Origin of the sequence: Streptomyces sp. NPDC057136 (assembly GCF_042670885.1) — a bacterium.
Lineage (GTDB): Bacteria > Actinomycetota > Actinomycetes > Streptomycetales > Streptomycetaceae > Streptomyces.
This window is the reverse complement of record NZ_JBHUUV010000026.1, coordinates 14,490-32,626: the sequence shown is the minus strand read 5'-3', so window position 1 is coordinate 32,626 and position 18,137 is coordinate 14,490. Positions and strand designations below refer to the sequence as shown.

The following is an 18,137-nucleotide window of genomic DNA, read 5'->3' as shown; positions in this document are numbered from 1 at the left end:
TGGCGGCGTACGAGGGCGCTCACGGCGCCAGAAGCGGAAACCCGGCCGTGCGCCACAACTCGCGGAACGCGACGACGGGCGTTTGTCCCACGCCTTCTTCGGTGTCCCAGACCATCACCGCGCCGGTGGCCGCGCCGGTCCGTGGCCAGCCGGGATCGCCGGTGGCTGCGAAGTCCGCCCAGGCCCGCATCATCCGCGCGGACAGCGCGCGATCGGCCGGTCCGGGAGGGCCGCCGATCAGGAAGTGGACGCTCTTTTCGTCGAGGGTGCCGAAGGCGAAGGGGACGTCCGCGCAGTGCCAGGCGCGGACCGGCCCGCCCTCGCCGCCCCGGCGGCGGTCGAAGCGCGACAGGTACGCCGTGCCACCTGCGCGGGCGTGGGACTCGGCCAGTCTGCTGCTGTATTCGACGAAGAGCAGATCTCCGTACACCGCCAGGAAGATGTCGAGGACCGGGGCTCCCGGCATGAGCGCGCGGTAGCCATCGACGAGTTCCGCCGGCAGACCGAAGTCCGCGGCAAAGGTGGCGAGTTGGTTGTCGGTGGTGATCTTGGCGCTGCTGCCTACCGCATCGAGCAGCCAGTACTCCTCCGTGGCATGGCAGACCATCAGGTCCACCTCGCGGCCGGCCCCTGCGGCGATCGCGGTGAGCGGGTCGGTGCGCAGGGTGTCGCCGTCCACGACCGGTCCGTAGATCGCCGGATCGTAGTGGCGCTGCCCGGACCAGGGATTCCGGCGGTAGGCGTCGACGACCTGGTCGGAGGCGGCGACGAGTTCCTTCGGGGACGCGGACAGCAGGCCCGCGCGGGACGGGGAGACGCCTGCCGCGGCGGCGACCTCGGCGGTCGTCCGTGCGGCGACCGCCACCGGCGCGCAGGCATTGACGGCGCTGTGGGCGACGGCGCGGTGGAAGAGCCCGCGTGCCCGCTCCATCACCATCAGGCAGGCGACCGCTGTCGCGCCCGAGGACTGGCCGGCCACGGTGACTCGGCCGGGGTCTCCGCCGAACGCGGCGATATGGTCGCGCACCCACTCCAGTGCGGCGATCTGGTCGAGCAGCCCCCGGTTGTCCGGGCAGGCGTCCTCGCCCTCGGCGGCCGGAACATGGCCGAACCCCTCGAAGCCCAGACGGTAGTTGAGGGTGACGACGACCAGTCCCTGCCCGGCGAGCGCGGCGCCGTCGAAGTCGGGCTGCGCGGAGGAGCCGAGGACGTAGGCGCCTCCGTGTATCCAGACGAGCACCGGGAGGGCGTCGCCTTCGCCTCCCGGGGTCCAGATGTTGACGGTGAGGATGTCCTCGTCGCCGGGCGACCAACTCGGGGCGCCGGGGAGTTCGGCCGACTGCGGTGCGACGGGGCCGAACTCCGTACAGTCCCGCAGGCCGTCCCAGGCGGAGGCCGGGCGCGGCGCCCGGAAGCGGTCGGCGCCGAACGGCGGTGCCGCGTAGGAGATGCCGAGCACGGCGACGATCCCACCGTCATGGGTGGCGGGCCTGCCCCGTACCCGTCCGGCCTCCGTCGTGAATACCTTCATCGTCACTCCCGTACTCGCCACCGTGCGCCTCCCCTGGGCGCGGGTTTCAGCATTTCAGGAAGCCGGCCCCGGCGGCCAACACCTTGATCGTCGCGATTGACGCATCTGGGATGTGAGTCGGCCGGTGGCCGGTGGCGAGTCGGGGTCCTACACCTCGGTGAGTTCGCGCACGGTCGCCATGTCGCTGAAGGGGAGCAGTGCCTCGCCGACGATCTGATGCGGCTCGCTGCCCTTCCCCGCGATCAGGACGATGTCGTCCGGGCCTGCGGCGGAGAGGGCGAAAGCGATCGCCTCCCGCCGGTCCACGAACCGTTCGAAGGGTGTTCCCGTCGCTGAGAGGGCAGGGGCGATCTGGTCGAGGATGCCTTCGGGGTCCTCGTGGCGGGGGTTGTCCGAGGTGAGGACGCAGAGGTCGGAGCCGGCCCCGGCGATCGTTCCCATGTCTGCCCGTTTGGTGGTGTCCCGGTCGCCGCCGCAGCCGAAGACGGTGATGACCCGGGCACCGGCGAATCCGCGAATGGTCGTCAGGACCTTGCTCAGGGAGTCCGGCGAGTGGGCGTAGTCCACGATCACCGAGGTCCCGGACAGCGTCCTGACCCGCTCGAAACGGCCCGGGATCTGCGGCATCTGTTCGAGCGCGGCGACCAGTCCGGCCAGATCGTGGCCGAGGACGTGGCAGGCGGCCACCGTGGCGAGTGCGTTGGCCACCGAGAAGCGGCCCGGTGAGGGGATCGCGGCCGGATACTTGCGGCCGTCGTGATGCAGGGTGAACCGCGTGCCGGAGGCGTCGACCGTGAGGTCGGTGGCCCGGTAGTCGGCCTCGGCGTCGAGGGCGTACGTGGTCACGGCGCCGGGCGCCGCGTCCCGGATCGCGGCGCCGACCGGGTCGTCGACGTTGATCACGGCATGCCGGCACAGACCCTGGAACAGCCGCAGTTTGGCGTCCCGGTAGTTCTCCATCGTTCCGTGGTCGTCCAGGTGGTCCTGGGTCAGATTGGTGAAGACCCCGACATCGATGAACGTGCGGTCCACCCGGTGCGTCAGCAGACCCATCGAAGTGGCCTCCAGCACCACGGTGCCGACACCGCGGTCACGCATGCAGCCCAGCAGGTACTGGAGGTCCGGCGTCTCCGGGGTGGTCAGGACCGACTGCGGCATCGGGATCAGCTCGTCGCCGATCCGGCTGCCGGCTGTCCCGATGACCCCGGCCTTCGCGCCTTCGGCGATCCGCAGCACGGATTCGACCATGTACGAGACCGACGTCTTCCCGTTCGTTCCGGTGATCGCGATCATGTCCATCTGACGGCCGGGTTCACCGAAGTAGCGCGAGGCGACGACGGCAGCCGCGGCCCGGATGTCGGGCACCCTCACCACACACACGTCCGCCGCGGGTGCCGGGTGCTCCGGTGCCTCGGGGCCGACGAGCACTGCCGCCGCCCCGCGGGCGACCGCCGGTGCGACGGCTTCGGGGCCCCCGCCCTGGTAGCCGGGTACCGCGACGAACAACGAGCCGGGCGCGGCCAGTTCGGCGTCGAAGGTGGTGCCCGCCGTGATCGACGTCTGCGCGGGGTCGCCCTGGAGAATCTGGTGTTCCTGTCCGGCCAGCAGCTCGCTCAGCTTCACAGTGATCCCTTCGAAGTGGCTCGGCCCGGTGGTGCGGCCGTCGCCGGACAGCAGCACACCGGCGGTGTTCCGGGGCTGCGTGGTGATGTGGAGCCGGTGGTGGATCGCGCGTCCGGGAGAACGGGACGCGAAAGTTCAGCGGGGCAGGACGCCCGCCGTGTTCGGAGAGAGGCAGCGGTCAGGGGCGGAGCCCCTGCCAGAACCGCTGGAGGTCACTGACCGTGACCGGATGGAGAAGATCGCTAGCCGTGACCGTGCAGAGCGGTACGCCCGGTCCCGGGCACGCCGGTAGCGGCGGTGCTCACCGGTCCGGTGGCCACCGGACGGGCCATGGCCGGGCGCAGCACGGAGGTGGCCTGCGGCAGGCTCTCCCTCGTGGCACGTGTATGACCCATGGGCCGAGTGTACGTCCGGTCGGACCCTTCCAGTTCCGCTCCTGGGTCCCGCTGCGCTCCCTCCGGAACCGGGGATGCCGAGCCCTTCCGTTGGCGACTCGTCGCGGACCGGAGTGGAATTGCATACAGGGGGACGTCGCCCCCGGACCGAAAGGACATGCCATGACTGACAGCGAACGGGGGGACGATGTCTACCAGCCCCAGGAACCGGAAGCCTCCGACCCGAACGAGGTCCTCGATGTCGAGGACACTCTGGACACCACGGGCGTCACCGACATCCTCGATGCGGGGTACTCCCCGCCGGAGCGGCCGTGGGCCGTCGACGACGAGGGCACCACCGCGGCGGAACAGCACGACGGGGAGTCCCTCGACCGGCGGCTGACCCGGGAGCTGCCCGATATCTCCGACACGGACGAGGGCCCGGGCGACCTGGCGGAGGGCGACGGGGAGCTCTGGGACGCCGAGGTCGGCATCGTCCGTGCCGGCCGGCTCACCCAGCAGGCGGACGGCAGCGTGCCGTACACGCTGACCGCTCAGGACGTGGGGATCGACGGAGCCGCCGCCTCGGCCGAGGAAGCCGCCATGCACGTCGTCGACGACGAGGAGGAACCGCTCGACGCCACCCCTCTGGACGACGAGTCCCCGCCGGCGGGAGAAGTGACGACGCGCTGAACCCGTCGGCGCCACCGCACGTATCCATCCGGTCGCCCCCACCGGAACCCCACAGAGTTCAGGAGCACACCACAGATGACCGGCACTGCGCAGATCGGCGTCACAGGGCTCGCAGTGATGGGCCGCAATCTCGCCCGTAACTTCGCCAGGAACGGCTTCACCGTAGCCGTGCACAACCGTACGACCGCCAGGACCGACGACCTGGTCAACGAGTTCGGGGACGAGGGCACGTTCGTTCCCGCGCACACGCCGGAGGAGTTCGTGGCCGCCCTGGAGCGCCCGCGCCGCCTCGTCATCATGGTGAAGGCGGGCGATCCGACCGACGCGGTGATCAAGGAGTTCGCCCCGCTCCTCGACGAGGGTGACGTCATCATCGATGGCGGCAACGCCCACTTCGCGGACACCCGCCGCCGCGAGAAGGAGTTGCGCGAGCGGGGTATCCACTTCGTCGGCACCGGCATCTCGGGCGGCGAGGAGGGCGCGCTGCACGGGCCGAGCATCATGCCGGGCGGCTCCACGGAGTCGTACGCGTCCCTGGGACCGATGCTGGAGAAGATCGCCGCCCGCGCCGACGACGGCACTCCCTGCACCACGCATATCGGTCCCGACGGCGCCGGGCACTTCGTGAAAATGGTCCACAACGGCATCGAGTACGCGGACATGCAGCTGATCGCGGAGGCGTACGACCTGCTGCGTGCCGTCGCGGGCTACTCCCCCGCGAAGATCGCCGAGGTGTTCCGCACCTGGAACACCGGCCGCCTCGATTCGTATCTGATCGAGATCACGGCCGAGGTCCTCGCCCATACGGATGCGGCTACCGGAAAGCCCTTCGTCGACATCGTGCAGGACCGGGCCGAGCAGAAGGGCACCGGCCGCTGGACGGTGCAGATCGCGCTCGACCTGGGCGTTCCCGTGTCCGGGATCGCCGAGGCCGTCTTCGCACGGTCGCTCTCCGGCCATGTGGACCTGCGCGAGGCCGCCCGCGATCTGGCGGGCCCGTCGGCCGTGCCGCTGAGCGGCACCGAGGCGGCTGCCTTCGCCGACCGGGTCGAGCAGGCGCTGTACGCCTCCAAGATCGTCTCGTACACCCAGGGCTTCCATCTGATCCGGGCGGGCAGCGAGGAGTACGACTGGGACGTCGACCTCGGTGCCGTCGCGGCGATCTGGCGGGCCGGGTGCATCATCCGGGCGGCGTTCCTGGACCGCATCAGGGCGGCGTACGACGTGCGGCCCGAGCTGCTGAGCCTGCTCTCCGACAAGCAGTTCGCCCAGGAGATCGGGGCCGCCCAGGACGACTGGCGGACGGTGATCGCCGAGGCGGTGCGCCAGGGTGTGCCGACGCCCGGATTCGCCGCCGCGCTCTCGTACTACGACGGGCTGCGCGCCGGCCGGCTGCCCGCCGCACTGACCCAGGGCCAGCGGGACTTCTTCGGCGCGCATACCTACCGGCGCACGGACCGGGAGGGCTCCTTCCACACGCTCTGGGGCGGTGACCGCTCCGAGGTCTCCGCCGGCTGAGCGGTTCGCCCGGGCGGCCCGCCCCGCATGCGGGCGGGCCGCGGGCGTGCGTTAGTAGCAGACGAGTGCCGCTGTCGTGCCGCACCGCCGACACCACCCCATGGAGTGCGCGCATGACCGACGCCGTCCCGGACCCTGTCGCGGTCCAGCCCGTCGTAGCCCCGCTGACCAATGCCGCGCTGATTCTGGTCGGCACGATCGAACCGGGCGGCGAGGACGCCGTACGCGACATACTGCCGAATCTCCCGGCGGTGGCCCGTTCGCTCGGTTTCCGGTATCCGGATGCGGGGCTGGCCTGTGTGATGGGGTTCGGGTCCGAGGCGTGGGACCGGCTGTTCGCGGGGCCCCGGCCCGCTCAACTGCATCCGTTCCGTGAGCTGCGCGGGCCCCGTCACCATGCACCGGCCACTCCGGGCGACGTCATCTTCCATATCCGGGCCGAGCGGATGGACGTCTGTTACGAGTGGGCGGCGCAGTTGCTCGAGCGGCTCGGCGGGGCGGTGCGGATCGTCGACGAGACGCACGGGTTCCGCTACTTCGACCACCGCGATCTGCTCGGCTTCGTGGACGGCACCGAGAATCCGGTCGGTGCCGTCGCGCGCTCGGCGGCCATCGTCGGCGACAGTGATCCGGAGTTCGCGGGAGGCAGCTACATCATCGTGCAGAAGTACGTGCACGACCTCGCGTCCTGGAACTCACTGACCACCGAACAGCAGGAAATGGTCATCGGGCGCACGAAGTTCACCGACATCGAGATGCCTGACGACGTCAAGCCCGCCGACTCCCACATCGCCCTGAACACCATCACCGATCCGGACGGGACCGAGCACGACATCCTGCGCGCCAACATGCCGTTCGGCAGCTTCGGGGAGGGCGAGTTCGGGACGTACTTCATCTCCTACGCGGCCGATCCCGATATCACCGAGCAGATGCTCCGCAATATGTTCCTCGGGAGTCCGCCCGCCACGCACGACCGCATTCTCGACTTCTCGACCGCGATCACCGGCTCCAATTTCTATGCTCCTTGCGCCGATTTCTTCGACGCCCCGCCGTCCCCGCCCGCCCTCCCCGGTGCCGAGGCTCTGCCGGAACCGGCGTCCGCGCCGGTTGCGAAGGCCACGGACCCGGCGGTGGTGCCGGACGAGGGCTCGCTGCGAATCGGCAGCCTGCAAGAAAGCGCCCCGCGATGAACAACCTCCACCGCGAACTCGCCCCCGTCACGGAAGCCGCCTGGGAACAGATCGAGGAGGAGGCCCGGCGCACCTTCACCCGTCATGTGGCCGGCCGCCGGGTCGTCGATGTGACCGGCCCCGACGGTCCGACGCTGGCCGCCGTCGGCGACGGCCATCTGCGTGACATCGATCCGCCCGCTCCCGATGTGCTGGCCAGGGCCCGTACCTCGACGCCGGTCATCGAGTGGCGGGTGCCGTTCACCGTGTCCCGGGCCGCCGTCGACGATGTCGAGCGCGGTTCCGAGGACAGTGACTGGCAGCCGGTGAAGGACGCCGCGCGTACCTGCGCGTTCGCCGAGGACATGGCCGTCATCGACGGGTACGGGGCAGGCGGGATCACCGGTCTGCGCAGCGGTTCCTCGCACGGCCCGCAGCCGCTGCCCGCCGACGCCCGCGACTACCCGGCGGCGGTGAGCCAGGCCCTGACCCGGCTGCGGCTCGCGGGTGTCGACGGTCCGTACCGGCTGCTGCTGGGAGCGGACGCGTTCACCGAGGCCACGGAGACCTCCGACCACGGGTATCCGGTCGCGACGCATCTGGGCCGGCTGCTCGACGACCAGATCCTGTGGGCGCCCGCCGTGACCGGCGGAGTGCTGCTGTCCACCCGGGGCGGTGACTTCGAACTGCGTCTGGCCCAGGACCTGTCGATCGGTTACGAGCACCATGACGCGACCAGCATCCACCTCTACTTCCACCAGGCGTTCACCTTCCGCATGCTGACGCCGGAGGCCGTGGTCCCCCTCATCGCGTGAGGGGGACCACGGCCTCCGAGAGGCCTAGGCTCCCGGAGCGACGGTCCAGCTGAGCCGGTCCGTGGCCAGCGCTCGGACCGCGGGGTCGCGTACCGCGTCCGTGCGGTCGGTCAGGGTCGCGGTCACCCGATGGCGGCGCCCGTCGTTACGTACGCCGAGCGAGGTGACGGTGACTGTCGTACGGCCGCGTGCCGCGGCCCTCTCGACGCCGTCTACGTACCAGTGCAGTTCGGGCCGGGCCAGCGCGCCGAGCGGGGCCACATCCACCGTGATCGGCTGTGCGGAGCCGATGGTGTCGTCCGTGCCGACGGTGCTGCTCAGCCCGTTGCCCGCGCGGTAGAAGCCCGCGATCATCGCCTCGCGCCCCGGCAGGTTGAACTCCGTGCTGCTCAGCTCACGCATGATCGAGGTCCCGGTCGGCCGGAAGATGCCGTACGGGTAGTAGAAGCTGCCCTCGTACGTGCCGACCGTGCCGCCGGTGGGGTCGGGGCGGTCCAGCCAGCGGTACCACTTGGCCCGCTTGGCGGTGAGCTGCGCCGGTGTGTACGTGGTGGAGTTGATCCCGGCAGGTTCGCGGCCGGTCCAGGTGCCGTAGGACTCGTACGTGTACTCGTCGTCGAGCAGGCCGACGGAGTGGCCTATCTCGTGGGCGGCGATCAGGCTGGACGAGGCGTGGTCGGAGGAGAGGGTGGAGACACCGTTGAAGGGGTAACCCTCGTCGGTCAGACCGGAGTAGCCCGCACCGCCGTACTTGGTGGAGTTGGAGACGACGACCACGAGGTCGGCGGCCGGGGCCTTGGCCGCGTAGGACGCCACCTTGTCGATGTCGGCGCAGATCAGCCGTTCGATGTCCTCGCACCAGAAGTAGCTTCCGAGTGCGGTGTCCTTGACCTGGTCGGCGGTCGGGTCGCCGGTGATTCCGGACTCGTTGGAGACCGCGTCCACGGTCCAGACGTTGAAGAGTCCCTGGTAGCTCTTGTACGGCTCGATGTCGGTGATGTCGGCCCACTTGGCGGCGGCGTCCGCGTGGAAGTCGCCCTGCTGGGCTGCGGTGTAGCCGTCTCCGACGATCACGATGTCGAGGCGGTCCTCGGTGCTGCCGGTCACCGCGAGTCCGTCCGCCGTGCCGTCCACGGCGGCCTCGGCCGCGGAGAACGGGGCAGTGGTGCGCGCACCCTGTCCGCTCTGTCCGTGCCCGTCCGCCGGGACCTGTACGGTGCGGCCCTCGCCACCGGGTTCGGGGAAGTACTCGGCCTTGAGCCGGTCGGGCTCGTCACCGGCGGTCAGGGACGCCCGGTCGGCCGGGGTGGCCGAAGCGGCGGGGACGGCCGTGACGGCAGCCGTGGCCAGCAGGCCGGCGAGGGCAAGTCCTGACATGAATCCTGTGGTTCGGCGCGTGCCGAGGCGTAGGCGCATGTACAACTCCTTCAAGTCACCGCGGCGACTTCGAGTCCCCGCGGCGTTCGGCGCGGTGAGTGGGTACGGGGGGACAGAAAGTCCCGGCACTTAACGTCAGAGTTAAACTGACTTAATGTGCCGCTTAACCTAGGGGTCGCGGCGATGCGGAACAAGACCCCGGAGCAAGGGAGTTGACGCCCCAGACGGCGTCCTCACTCGGGGTCGGGACGCGCAACAGGGCGGAAAGGGTGACGCAGTGGGCGAGAAGCAGGCGGCAGGAAAGAACCCCGGGCGCAAGCAGTCCGACGATCCCGGCGCCATCGGCCGGAGAGTCCAACACCTCCGTACGGAACAGGGCCTGACGCAACGCCAATTGGCGGAGCCCTCGTACACACCGGCGTACATCTCCACCCTGGAGGCCGGCCGGGTCCGCCCTTCGGAGGCCGCCGTCCGCCATCTCGCCGAGCGCCTCGGCGTCACGTACGAGGAGCTGGCCACCGGCCGCCCGGCCCATCTCGCCACCGGCCTCCGGCTGAGGCTCGTCGAGGCCCAGCGCACCCTGGCCACCGGAGCGGCCGAGGACGCGGCCGAGGAGTACACGGGACTGCTGGGTGAGGCCGGGCGCCTGGGGCTCGACCCGGAACGGGCCAGTGCGCTGCTGGGACTTGGGCAGTGCGCGCTGGAGACCGGGGATCTGCCCGCGGCCCGCCGGCACTTCGAGGCGGCCGAGAAGGCGCTCGCCGACGCACCGCTCCCGCAGCGGGCCCCGGCCGTCCGGGGCCGGGCGGTCGCGCATCTGCTGGCGGGTGAACTCCGGTACGCCTGCTATCTGCTGGAGAGCGCCATCGACGAGCTCAACCACTCCGGCCTCCAGGACCCCGGCGCGCTCCTGCTGCTCTACACGGCGGCGATCGCACCGTACATGGACATGGGCGCCCACGCCCGCGCCGCCCAGGCGGGCGAACTGGCGCTGGCCCTGGCTCCGCGGGTCTCCGACCCGGAGCTGGTCGCGGGGCTCCACCGCGGGGTCGCCCGGACGCTCATCGCGGCAGGCCGCATCGCAGAGGCCGACGCTTCGCTGGCCAAGGCCGCCGAGATCTACCAACAGCTCCAGATCCGCACGGAGATGGCGCACTGCCACTGGATGCGCGGCTACGTCCGCGCGCAGGACGGCGATCTGAACGGCGCCGAGAGCGAACTGCGCGCCGCCCGCGACATGCTGGCGTCCAAGCGCGCCGCGCTCTACACGGCGCAGGTCGAGGTGGAGCTGGCCGATGTACTGCGCAGACAGGGCAGGGAACAGGATGCGGAGGAGCTGCTGGAGCGCCTGATCGGCGAACTCCACCCGGACCGGGGATCGGTCCACGCGGCCGGAGCGCACCGGCTCCTCGGTCTGATCTGCGAGGAGAAGGGTGCGCTCGAAACGGCCGAGGAGCATTACGTCAACGCGCTGGCCCTGCTGGAACGGGCGGGCGCGGCGGGTGATCTCGCCGACATCTGCCGCCTGCTGGGCGACCTGTTGCGCAGAACGGGCCGTACGGAGGCGGCACTTGACGCCTACCGCACGGGACTCGGCCACCGGGCGACCCCGGGAAGCACCACCCTGGGCCCCGCGCCCGTACGCCCGCAGCAGCCGCTGTCCCACGGCACTCCGACGTGACAACCGAACCGTCTCGCGACGTGCCGGTGCGGGGCAGCACGCTGCGCGACATTCTCGCGTTCGCCGACAGCGGGACGGTGCGGCTCCTGCTCGCGCCCGCCGGTCAGGATGTCGCCGTCCGGGGCGTGGTGTTCGGCGACGAGGAGGGCACGCACTCGGCCGAGGCGTGTGCGGTGCTCGCGGTCGGACCGCCGGTCTCCTCCGCCGAGGCCGTGGCGCCGGTGCGCGAGGCGGCCGCGCGCGGGGCCGGTGCCGTGGTGCTGCGCGAGACGGAGGGCATGCCTCCGGCGCCCGAAGTGCTTGCGGCGGCCGAGGAGTCGGGGCTCGCCCTGCTGACCCGGGCGGCGTGGGCGGACTGGACCGACACCGCGGCGCTGCTGCGGTCCGCGCTGTCGTACTCGGGGACGGAGCGCGCCGAGGAACCGCCGGAAGAGCCCGACGGCACGGCGGGCGGTCTGAGCGCGCTCGCCTCGGCCATCGCCGAGTACACGGGTGGCGCGATCACCATCGAGGACACCCGGTTCCGTGTACTGGCGCACTCCGCCACCCGGCCCGAGGCCGACGGGGTCCGCCGCTCCACGATCCTCGGCGGCCGGGTCCCCGAGTGGCGGGTGGCCGAGCTGCGCCGCAGCGGGATTCTGCACGCGCTGTGGACCTCCCGGGACGTCATCCACCGCCCCGCACACGGCGACAGTCCCGAACGCCTGATCATCGCCGTCCGCAGCGGGCCGGAGGTGCTCGGCTCGATCTGGGTGGCCGCCGACGGCCGCAGCCTCTCCCCGCAGGCACCGGACGCCCTGCGCCGGGCGGCGGAGGTCGCGGCCCCGCACCTGGTGCGGCACCGGCTGCGCGAGAGCGCGGCCGTACGACGTCACGACCACGCCCTGCGCGGACTGCTCCACGGGCGGGGAGACCAGCGCACGCACGCCTGGTCGCTGGGCCTCTCCCCCGACGCCCCGTGCGCGGTGCTGGTCGTCGAGCGGGCCGACGGCGCCCGGCCGGCCACCGATCGCACCCTGGACGTGCTGGCCCTGCAGGCGGCCTCGTACCGTTCCACGGTGCTGGTGCTCCGCGAACGGGACCGGCTGCTGATCCTGCTGCCCGTAGGCGACGCCCGGGACCGGGACGTCGTACGGATGGCCAGGGAGCTCGACGCGCTCGCGGTGTCGCTGCCCGGAGGTGTCCCCGTCCGGGTGGGGGCGGGTTCCGTCGTCGCGTCCGCCCTCGGCGCCGCCGCCTCGTGCGAGGAGGCGGTCCTCGTCGCACGGGTACTGCGCGAGCGCGAGAGCCGCGGCCGGGCGGAAGGCGAGCCGCGCTGTGCCACGGCCGCCGAGGCCGGCCCCTCGCTAGACGTCCTTCGGGTCCTGGACGCCGTACGGCCCCTGTGGGAGGCGGGCAGCGGGCCGGTGCACGATCTCGTACGGACCGACCTGGCGGCCGGTGGCGAGCTCGTCCGCTCGCTGGCCGCCTACCTCGATGTGTCCGGCGATGTCGCCCGAGCGGCGCAACGGCTCGTCCTGCACCCCAATACTCTGCGTTACCGGCTGCGGCGCGCCAGGGAACGCTTCGGTGTGGACATCGACGACCCCGACACCCGGCTGCTCCTCACACTCGCCGTCCGCCTCACGGCCGGGACCTTCAGCGCCGAGAGCTGAGCGTTTCGGTACGATTTAGTAGGGCAGTTGCCCGTACGGCCAAGGTTCCGCGCGAGTCTTGGCCCGTTCGACAAAGACCTGTGGGGCCGCCATCAACGACTCTCGCGGTATGACGCAGATGACTCCCGCGACTCCCGTCGCTCCGGCCGGTTCCGTCCGATTCGCCGACGCGGTCCGCCAGGCGGTGGCGGACGGCTTGCTGGGCGAACACCAGCCCGTCGCCGGCTTCATCGACACCGATGGGGTACGCGAATCCGTGGCGGCGCTGTGGGACGCCTTCCCCACCATGCCCGGCACCCTCCACACCTTCGCCGCGAAGGCCGCGTCCCTCGTCCCCGTACTGCGCCTGCTCGCCGACTGCGGCATGGGGTGCGAGGTCGCGAGCCCCGGTGAACTGCGGCTCGCGCTCGACGCCGGATTCGCCCCCGCGGACATCGTGCTCGACTCCCCCGCCAAGACGCGCGAAGAGATCAGGCTGGCACTCGCCCTCGGGGTGGCCATGAACGCCGACAGCTTCGACGAACTGCGCCGGATCGACGAACTGCGTACCCCGGACTCGGTGTCCGTCCTCGGACTGCGGGTCAATCCGCAGGTCGGCAGCGGCTCCATCGGAGCGATGAGCACGGCGACGGCGACCTCGAAGTTCGGTGTGGCGCTCCGCGACGAGGGCGCTCGCGAAGCCGTCGTACGGGCCTTCGCCGCGCGGCCGTGGCTGACCCGTCTGCACGCCCATGTCGGCTCGCAGGGCTGCCCGTTGGAGCTCATCGCACGGGGCATCGCGGAGACGTACGAGCTCGCCGAGGAGATCAACGGTGCGCTGCGCACCCAGCAGATCACCAGCATCGACATCGGCGGCGGGCTGCCCGTCAATTTCATCGACGACACAGTCCGGCCCTCGTACGCCGCATACGTGGCCGCACTCAAGGAAGCGGTGCCTGGACTCTTCGACGGCCGCTATGCGCTGGTCACCGAATTCGGCCGCTCGCTGCTCGCCAAGAACGGTTTCATCGGGGCCCTCGTGGAGTACACGAAGGACGCGGGCGGGCGCAGGATCGCCCTCACCCACGCGGGCGCGCAGACCGCCACACGTACGGTCTTCATGCCCGACGCCTGGCCGCTGCGCGTCGGGGCGTTCGACGCACAGGGGCGGCCCGGCACCGGGCCGCTCCTGGTCCAGGACATCGCGGGACCGTGCTGCTTCGCCGGAGACGTCGTGGCGCACGGCCGGGAGCTGCCGGAGCTGCGGGAGGGCGACTTCGTCGTGCTGTACGACACCGGGGCGTACTACTTCTCCACCCCGTGGGCGTACAACAGCCTGCCCAGGACCGCCGTGTACGGCTTCAGCCGGAGAGCGGGCGGCGAAGGGGTGCAGTTCGCTCCGGTGCGCGACGCGCAGTCACTGGACTCGATCGCGGCGGAGAGCGGACTGGCGCATGCCGACGCCCTCACGCGGCTCGGCACCCGGGCGCAGATTTAGTAGCCATGTACATAGTATCCATGTACTCTATTTCCCATGAGCAGCACTGACGGCACGAGCCGGCCACCCGCGGGTCCGACCCCGGGATTCCTCGTCTGGCGCCTTTCGATGAAGTGGCGCGTCGCCGTGGACCGCGCACTGGCACCGCTGGGGCTGACCCACGCGCAGTACTCGCTGCTGGGGTCCCTGATGGATCTCCAGCAGGACGGGACCCGGCCCAGCCAGCGCCGGCTGGCGGATCACACGGGCCTCGAACCGCTCTACGTCTCGAAGCTGGCCCGAGCGCTGGAGACCGCCGGTCTCCTGGAGCGCACTCCGGACCCGGCCGACACCCGTGCGGTGCAGCTGTCACTCACCGAGCAGGGCCGCGCGCTCACCTCGCGCGCGGTCGTGCTCGTACAGCAGCTCATGGACCGGCTCCTGGAGCCGCTGGGCGGACTGGGCGGCACGGACACCGGCGCCTTCGCCCGCGATCTGACCGCCCTGCTCGACGTACCCCTGCACGCGCCATCGACCAACGAGGAGTAGCCATGTCCAGCACACCCACCGTCAACGGCCAGATCATCGGCCAGGCCCACTACGCCACCCGGGCCGTTCTCGAACAGCTGCTGGCCCCGTCCGGGACCACCTTCCACCAGGGCCTGGCGCTCAACGCGACCGCGGACAACGGCGGCACGACCGAACGCGCCGGGCTCGTCGCCCGGATGACGGGATCGCTCAAGATCGACCGGGCGACGGCCGACGCCACCCTCATGGAGCTGACTGCCGCCGGACTGCTCGAAGAACTTCCGGGGGACGGGACCCGCCTCACGCTCACCGAGGCCGGCCGCGAACGACAGGAGGACATTCGGACGGGGACCGCCGCCATCGCCGCGCGTCTGTACGCCGGCCTTCCGGCGGAGGACCTGGCGGCAGCGGGCCGTGTACTCATCGCGCTGACGGCCCGGGCGAACGCCGTACTCGCCGAGGCCGTCTGACCGGCCGGCGCGTTCCCCTCAGCCGGCGGGCTGCGGCGAGGGCTCGGGGTCCGGCACCGGGTCGGGATTCGGCGTGGGCGGCTGCGGAATGGGATCAGGCGCCGGGCCCGGCGGCATGGGGCCGGGAGCCGGCGGTCCGGGGGCCGGTGGAGCGGGCGGGGTGGGCGGCGGCCCCGGCAGCGGCCCGGGCGGGCCCGGGACGGGGTTGGGCGTCGGCGGGGGCGGCAGCGGGTCGGGGTAGGGATGGGTCATCTCGGTCCTCCAGCCTCCGAAGTCGTACGAGTGGAACGCATCTCCACCGTCTCCCGGAGCGGCTGCCCGCGCCTGCCGAGTCCATACACCCGAATCGGCGATTTCAGAACATTTCGGGGTGCGACCTGAGCTGCCGCTCGGCCTCCCGCACCAGCTCGACCGGCGCCTCGGGGGCGTCGTCGGGGTGCCGCACCGCCCACTTCGCCGCGTACGGACAGAGCGGCACGACCGGGACACCCTCACGTGCCGCCATGGAGTAGAACTCCCGGACGAGGGCGCCCCCGATCCCCTTGCCCTCGTGCTCCGGCTCGACCACCGTGTGCACCGCCACGAGAGCTCCGGGAGCCGGGTCCATCACGAAGTACGCGATGACCCCGGCGGCCTTGCCTCCCTCGTAGGCCACGAGATTGCCGTGGTCCCGGTCGTCACGGATGTCGAGTGCGGCGCTCTCTGCCATGGCGGACTGCTCCCTCGTGCGTACGGGTCCGACCCGGGCGGGTCAGGGCGGTGCGGGTCAGGGCTGGGCGGGGACGGCGTGCGGGCTGCGCTCCGTAGGGGTACCCGGCACCGGCGCCGAGGCGTCCGCGCCGAGCGCGACGATGCGGTTGCCCGCGTCGACGTGGACGATGCTCGGGGTCAGCGAGCGGGCCTCGGCGTCGTCGACCTGGGCGTAACTGATCAGGATGACCAGGTCGCCGGGGTGGACGAGGTGGGCGGCGGCACCGTTGATACCGATGACGCCGGAGCCGCGCTCGCCCTCGATGACGTACGTCTCCAGGCGGGCACCGTTGTCGATGTCCACGATATGCACGAGCTCACCGGGCAGCAGGTCGGCGGCTTCCATCAACGCCGCATCGACCGTCACGGAGCCGACGTAATGCAGGTCGGCCTGGGTGACGGTGGCACGGTGGATCTTGGACTTGAACATGGTGCGAAGCATGAATTAACTCCCGATTTGTCTGCTCCCTGCCTGCTTCCCGCAGGTCAAGGGCGTTCTCCGGAGCCTACAACGATTCGCATCTTCGGTCAGCGCTCCCCAGGTCTTTCAGGACTCATGCTGACCTGCTGCGACTTTGACCCCGACCGAGGCGATCACGTCGAGGAGGTCCACCTCGCATCAGGGGCGATGTTGGAGGGTTTCGCAGGTGATGGTGTTGGAGGCACGTACTTCTTCTGCGGCGAGGGCGGCGCGGCTCTGGTCGCGATCGGTCTGACGGAGCTCCTGCTGGTCGCGCCCAGGTGGCGGGACTGCCAAGCATTCTGCGGAGGAGAGCGCCGAGCTTGCTGCCGAGTACCTGGGAGACATGCCCGACCTGGTGGCTCGGCGGGACCGTGCGGCCGCTGCTCTCGGCATTGACCTTGCCGCCGATGCCCATGTCTTGGGGCGTCTTCGCGAGGTCGCCACCGAAGAAGGCAGAAACTTCGTTCCTGATCTTCACGCCGGAGAATCATCCTTACGAATCGCTCATCAAGCCCTGAGCGTCCTCACCGACGCTGCTGGCTCGGGCATGCAGGATCCGGGCGCCTTCGTTGTCTGCCCCCTGCTGCCAGCAACATGGCCGGCGGCGGGTCGGCGCCTCTAGTGATGTCCTCAAACCCACTTTGCCCGCTTGACAACGACGATTGGGAATCAGTCACAACCGATAGTTGGCCTTACGGGCTGCCCCCCGCCAGCAGCCCGGCCAGCTCCGCGGCCGCCTCGTCGATCTCCCGCCCGCACGTCAGCAGTACGTCGTACGCGGCACCCCCGGGATCTGCGATCCCGTCTGCTCCGCAACCAGCTCCGGCCTCAATAGCCGTGACGTGAACCTCGCACTGTTCCCGCCCAGTTGTTTCAGCACGGAACCGGTCGTCGGGGCATGCCCGCGATGTGCTGGGCCCTGGTGCCCGCACTGCCCACCCGCGCTTCCGGGAGCCTGGCCGCCAACAGCCGTTCGGCCAGGGGGGAGCGGTGCACATTGCCGGTGCAGATGAAAGAGGATGGTCAGCCTAGCCGCGTCGTCGTCATCCATGGGTAGTTCTCCTCGATACCGCGGGGTGCCGTCCGGGCGCGTCACTTGACCCCACCCCGCAGCAGCACTGCTCCGTGGGACAGCTCCTCCTCGGCGCATGGACGCGGCGGCGGGGTCTGTGCGGCCGACGGGTCGCCGTATCCGTATCCCCCCTGCCTCGGCTCGGCTTCGGTGGCCGCCGCGACCCGGTCGCGCGGGGTCTTTCCGGCCCGTACGACCAGGAGTGCGCCGTGGGCGAGAGCGGCGAGGGCCACCGTGTCGGCCACGGGCAACAGCGGGGCAGTGTCGACGATCACGGCCTCGTAGCCGGCGGCGAGTTCGCGCAGCAACTCCGCCTTCGCCGGGCAGCGAACTGGTGACGACGATGACCCCAGGGCTGCCTCGGCCCGCGCCGAGTGCCCTGCGGCACCGGCGGCGAGCGGCTGCTGCGGGCTGTCCTTGTCGAAGGTAATCGAGCTGAGTACGGGCAGGCCGGTGAGGGCAGCCAAGGCGTCCGCAGACTTGAGGGTGACGTCGAGGGTCTCCCGGAGCAGGGCGGCCCCCCGCACCCAGCAAAAGACCGGCGATCAGGCCCACGGCAAGGACAGCACGGTGCCGATCGGCGCTTCCGCGGTGATCCGGCCGACGAGTTCGTCCGGCGTGGTGTCGAGGCCCAGGGAGGAGACGAGGTGCCGGGTGACCTGACGACTGGTCACAATCGCTGGGTACGACTGGACCTGAGCCAGCGAGAAGCTGTTGCCGTGCTGGAGCTCGCTGGTTTCGCCGCCGGACCGGGCGGAGACGAACAGCTGGGCGTGCGCCTGGTAGACGGGGGTCGAGAGCGCAGTGGCCGCCCAGCCGGCAGAGACCCCGAGCAGGGTGCAGACGATCACGACGGGCCAGCTCCTGGCCAGCGCTCTCAGGATGCTGCGAAGTTCCAAGATGTGCACCTCATCGGGTCGTTCGGGCAGCGCACCCGGCCAGGTTAGAATAATTTGTCGGGT

18 protein-coding genes are annotated in these 18,137 nt (G+C 70.9%); 9 read left to right on the top strand and 9 right to left on the bottom strand.

Going from position 1 to position 18,137, the window contains the following annotated elements; all coding sequences use genetic code 11:
- Window positions 1–19 precede the first annotated feature (19 nt).
- The 3 genes from ACFT7S_RS26650 to ACFT7S_RS26640 form a co-directional block, all read right to left on the bottom strand.
- Window positions 20–1,531 (bottom strand): carboxylesterase/lipase family protein, encoded by a 1,512-nt coding sequence (locus ACFT7S_RS26650; protein WP_382736031.1) that lies wholly within the window; start codon window positions 1,529–1,531, stop codon window positions 20–22.
- 147 nt (window positions 1,532–1,678) lie between these two features.
- The gene (locus ACFT7S_RS26645; RefSeq protein WP_382736174.1) at window positions 1,679–3,154 is read right to left on the bottom strand and encodes a UDP-N-acetylmuramoyl-L-alanyl-D-glutamate--2,6-diaminopimelate ligase; all 1,476 of its coding nucleotides are present in this window, start codon (window positions 3,152–3,154) and stop codon (window positions 1,679–1,681) included.
- A 242-nt stretch (window positions 3,155–3,396) separates the two neighbouring features.
- Window positions 3,397–3,549 carry a hypothetical protein gene (locus ACFT7S_RS26640; protein WP_382736030.1) on the bottom strand — a complete coding sequence of 51 codons (153 nt, stop codon included), beginning with the start codon at window positions 3,547–3,549 and terminating at the stop codon, window positions 3,397–3,399.
- A gap of 162 nt (window positions 3,550–3,711) precedes the next feature.
- On the opposite strand from ACFT7S_RS26640, the gene ACFT7S_RS26635 reads away from it, so the two are divergent.
- From ACFT7S_RS26635 to ACFT7S_RS26620, 4 genes are all read left to right on the top strand, one after another.
- Window positions 3,712–4,221, top strand: coding sequence for a DUF5709 domain-containing protein (locus tag ACFT7S_RS26635; protein ID WP_382736028.1), 510 nt, complete (start codon window positions 3,712–3,714; stop codon window positions 4,219–4,221).
- Between the two features lie 75 nt (window positions 4,222–4,296).
- Entirely contained in the window at window positions 4,297–5,739 is a 1,443-nt protein-coding gene (gndA, locus tag ACFT7S_RS26630) for an NADP-dependent phosphogluconate dehydrogenase (RefSeq protein ID WP_382736026.1), read from the top strand.
- A 113-nt stretch (window positions 5,740–5,852) separates the two neighbouring features.
- Window positions 5,853–6,929, top strand: a complete 1,077-nt coding sequence (locus tag ACFT7S_RS26625) for a Dyp-type peroxidase (RefSeq protein WP_382736024.1) — start codon at window positions 5,853–5,855, stop codon at window positions 6,927–6,929.
- Entirely contained in the window at window positions 6,926–7,723 is a 798-nt protein-coding gene (locus ACFT7S_RS26620; protein WP_382736022.1) for a family 1 encapsulin nanocompartment shell protein, read from the top strand. Before ACFT7S_RS26625 ends, ACFT7S_RS26620 begins: the two co-directional genes overlap by 4 nt.
- Before the next feature lie 24 nt (window positions 7,724–7,747).
- On the opposite strand, the gene ACFT7S_RS26615 is transcribed toward ACFT7S_RS26620, so the two are convergent.
- Window positions 7,748–9,100 (bottom strand): M64 family metallopeptidase, encoded by a 1,353-nt coding sequence (locus tag ACFT7S_RS26615; protein WP_382736020.1) that lies wholly within the window; start codon window positions 9,098–9,100, stop codon window positions 7,748–7,750.
- A gap of 277 nt (window positions 9,101–9,377) precedes the next feature.
- On the opposite strand from ACFT7S_RS26615, the gene ACFT7S_RS26610 reads away from it, so the two are divergent.
- The 5 genes from ACFT7S_RS26610 (at window position 9,378) to ACFT7S_RS26590 (ending at window position 14,890) form a co-directional block, all read left to right on the top strand.
- Entirely contained in the window at window positions 9,378–10,781 is a 1,404-nt protein-coding gene (locus tag ACFT7S_RS26610) for a helix-turn-helix domain-containing protein (RefSeq protein ID WP_382736018.1), read from the top strand.
- Complete coding sequence (locus tag ACFT7S_RS26605) at window positions 10,778–12,436, top strand: PucR family transcriptional regulator (RefSeq protein ID WP_382736016.1); 1,659 nt, start codon at window positions 10,778–10,780, stop codon at window positions 12,434–12,436. The genes ACFT7S_RS26610 and ACFT7S_RS26605 overlap by 4 nt, the downstream gene beginning before the upstream one ends.
- Before the next feature lie 109 nt (window positions 12,437–12,545).
- The gene (locus tag ACFT7S_RS26600) at window positions 12,546–13,913 is read left to right on the top strand and encodes a diaminopimelate decarboxylase (protein WP_382736014.1); all 1,368 of its coding nucleotides are present in this window, start codon (window positions 12,546–12,548) and stop codon (window positions 13,911–13,913) included.
- Window positions 13,914–13,949: 36 nt separating this feature from the next.
- A complete protein-coding gene (locus ACFT7S_RS26595) occupies window positions 13,950–14,441 on the top strand; it encodes a MarR family winged helix-turn-helix transcriptional regulator (RefSeq protein WP_382736012.1) in 492 nt (163 codons plus the stop codon).
- Between the two features lie 2 nt (window positions 14,442–14,443).
- Window positions 14,444–14,890: a MarR family winged helix-turn-helix transcriptional regulator gene (locus ACFT7S_RS26590; protein WP_382736010.1), complete on the top strand. Its 447-nt coding sequence runs from the start codon at window positions 14,444–14,446 to the stop codon at window positions 14,888–14,890.
- A gap of 355 nt (window positions 14,891–15,245) precedes the next feature.
- On the opposite strand, the gene ACFT7S_RS26585 is transcribed toward ACFT7S_RS26590, so the two are convergent.
- The 5 genes from ACFT7S_RS26585 to ACFT7S_RS26565 form a co-directional block, all read right to left on the bottom strand.
- On the bottom strand, window positions 15,246–15,599 hold the full coding sequence (locus tag ACFT7S_RS26585; RefSeq protein WP_382736008.1) for a GNAT family N-acetyltransferase: 354 nt from the start codon (window positions 15,597–15,599) through the stop codon (window positions 15,246–15,248).
- A gap of 57 nt (window positions 15,600–15,656) precedes the next feature.
- Complete coding sequence (gene panD / locus ACFT7S_RS26580) at window positions 15,657–16,082, bottom strand: aspartate 1-decarboxylase (protein ID WP_382736006.1); 426 nt, start codon at window positions 16,080–16,082, stop codon at window positions 15,657–15,659.
- 894 nt (window positions 16,083–16,976) lie between these two features.
- The gene (locus tag ACFT7S_RS26575) at window positions 16,977–17,114 is read right to left on the bottom strand and encodes a hypothetical protein (protein WP_382736172.1); all 138 of its coding nucleotides are present in this window, start codon (window positions 17,112–17,114) and stop codon (window positions 16,977–16,979) included.
- An 81-nt stretch (window positions 17,115–17,195) separates the two neighbouring features.
- Window positions 17,196–17,702 carry a hypothetical protein gene (locus ACFT7S_RS26570; protein ID WP_382736004.1) on the bottom strand — a complete coding sequence of 169 codons (507 nt, stop codon included), beginning with the start codon at window positions 17,700–17,702 and terminating at the stop codon, window positions 17,196–17,198.
- An 18-nt stretch (window positions 17,703–17,720) separates the two neighbouring features.
- Window positions 17,721–18,074, bottom strand: coding sequence for a YveK family protein (locus tag ACFT7S_RS26565; RefSeq protein ID WP_382736002.1), 354 nt, complete (start codon window positions 18,072–18,074; stop codon window positions 17,721–17,723).
- Window positions 18,075–18,137: the final 63 nt, after the last annotated feature.

Bases quoted from the DNA above. Each gene is read 5' to 3' on its own strand.
- ACFT7S_RS26650 (WP_382736031.1), bottom strand. From the start codon at position 1,531: ATGAAGGTATTCACGACGGAGGCCGGACGGGTACGGGGCAGGCCCGCC.
- ACFT7S_RS26640 (WP_382736030.1), bottom strand. From the start codon at position 3,549: ATGGGTCATACACGTGCCACGAGGGAGAGCCTGCCGCAGGCCACCTCC.
- ACFT7S_RS26635 (WP_382736028.1), top strand. From the start codon at position 3,712: ATGACTGACAGCGAACGGGGGGACGATGTCTACCAGCCCCAGGAACCG.
- gndA (WP_382736026.1), top strand. From the start codon at position 4,297: ATGACCGGCACTGCGCAGATCGGCGTCACAGGGCTCGCAGTGATGGGC.
- ACFT7S_RS26625 (WP_382736024.1), top strand. From the start codon at position 5,853: ATGACCGACGCCGTCCCGGACCCTGTCGCGGTCCAGCCCGTCGTAGCC.
- ACFT7S_RS26620 (WP_382736022.1), top strand. From the start codon at position 6,926: ATGAACAACCTCCACCGCGAACTCGCCCCCGTCACGGAAGCCGCCTGG.
- ACFT7S_RS26615 (WP_382736020.1), bottom strand. From the start codon at position 9,100: ATGTCAGGACTTGCCCTCGCCGGCCTGCTGGCCACGGCTGCCGTCACG.
- ACFT7S_RS26600 (WP_382736014.1), top strand. From the start codon at position 12,546: ATGACGCAGATGACTCCCGCGACTCCCGTCGCTCCGGCCGGTTCCGTC.
- ACFT7S_RS26595 (WP_382736012.1), top strand. From the start codon at position 13,950: ATGAGCAGCACTGACGGCACGAGCCGGCCACCCGCGGGTCCGACCCCG.
- ACFT7S_RS26590 (WP_382736010.1), top strand. From the start codon at position 14,444: ATGTCCAGCACACCCACCGTCAACGGCCAGATCATCGGCCAGGCCCAC.
- ACFT7S_RS26585 (WP_382736008.1), bottom strand. From the start codon at position 15,599: ATGGCAGAGAGCGCCGCACTCGACATCCGTGACGACCGGGACCACGGC.
- panD (WP_382736006.1), bottom strand. From the start codon at position 16,082: ATGCTTCGCACCATGTTCAAGTCCAAGATCCACCGTGCCACCGTCACC.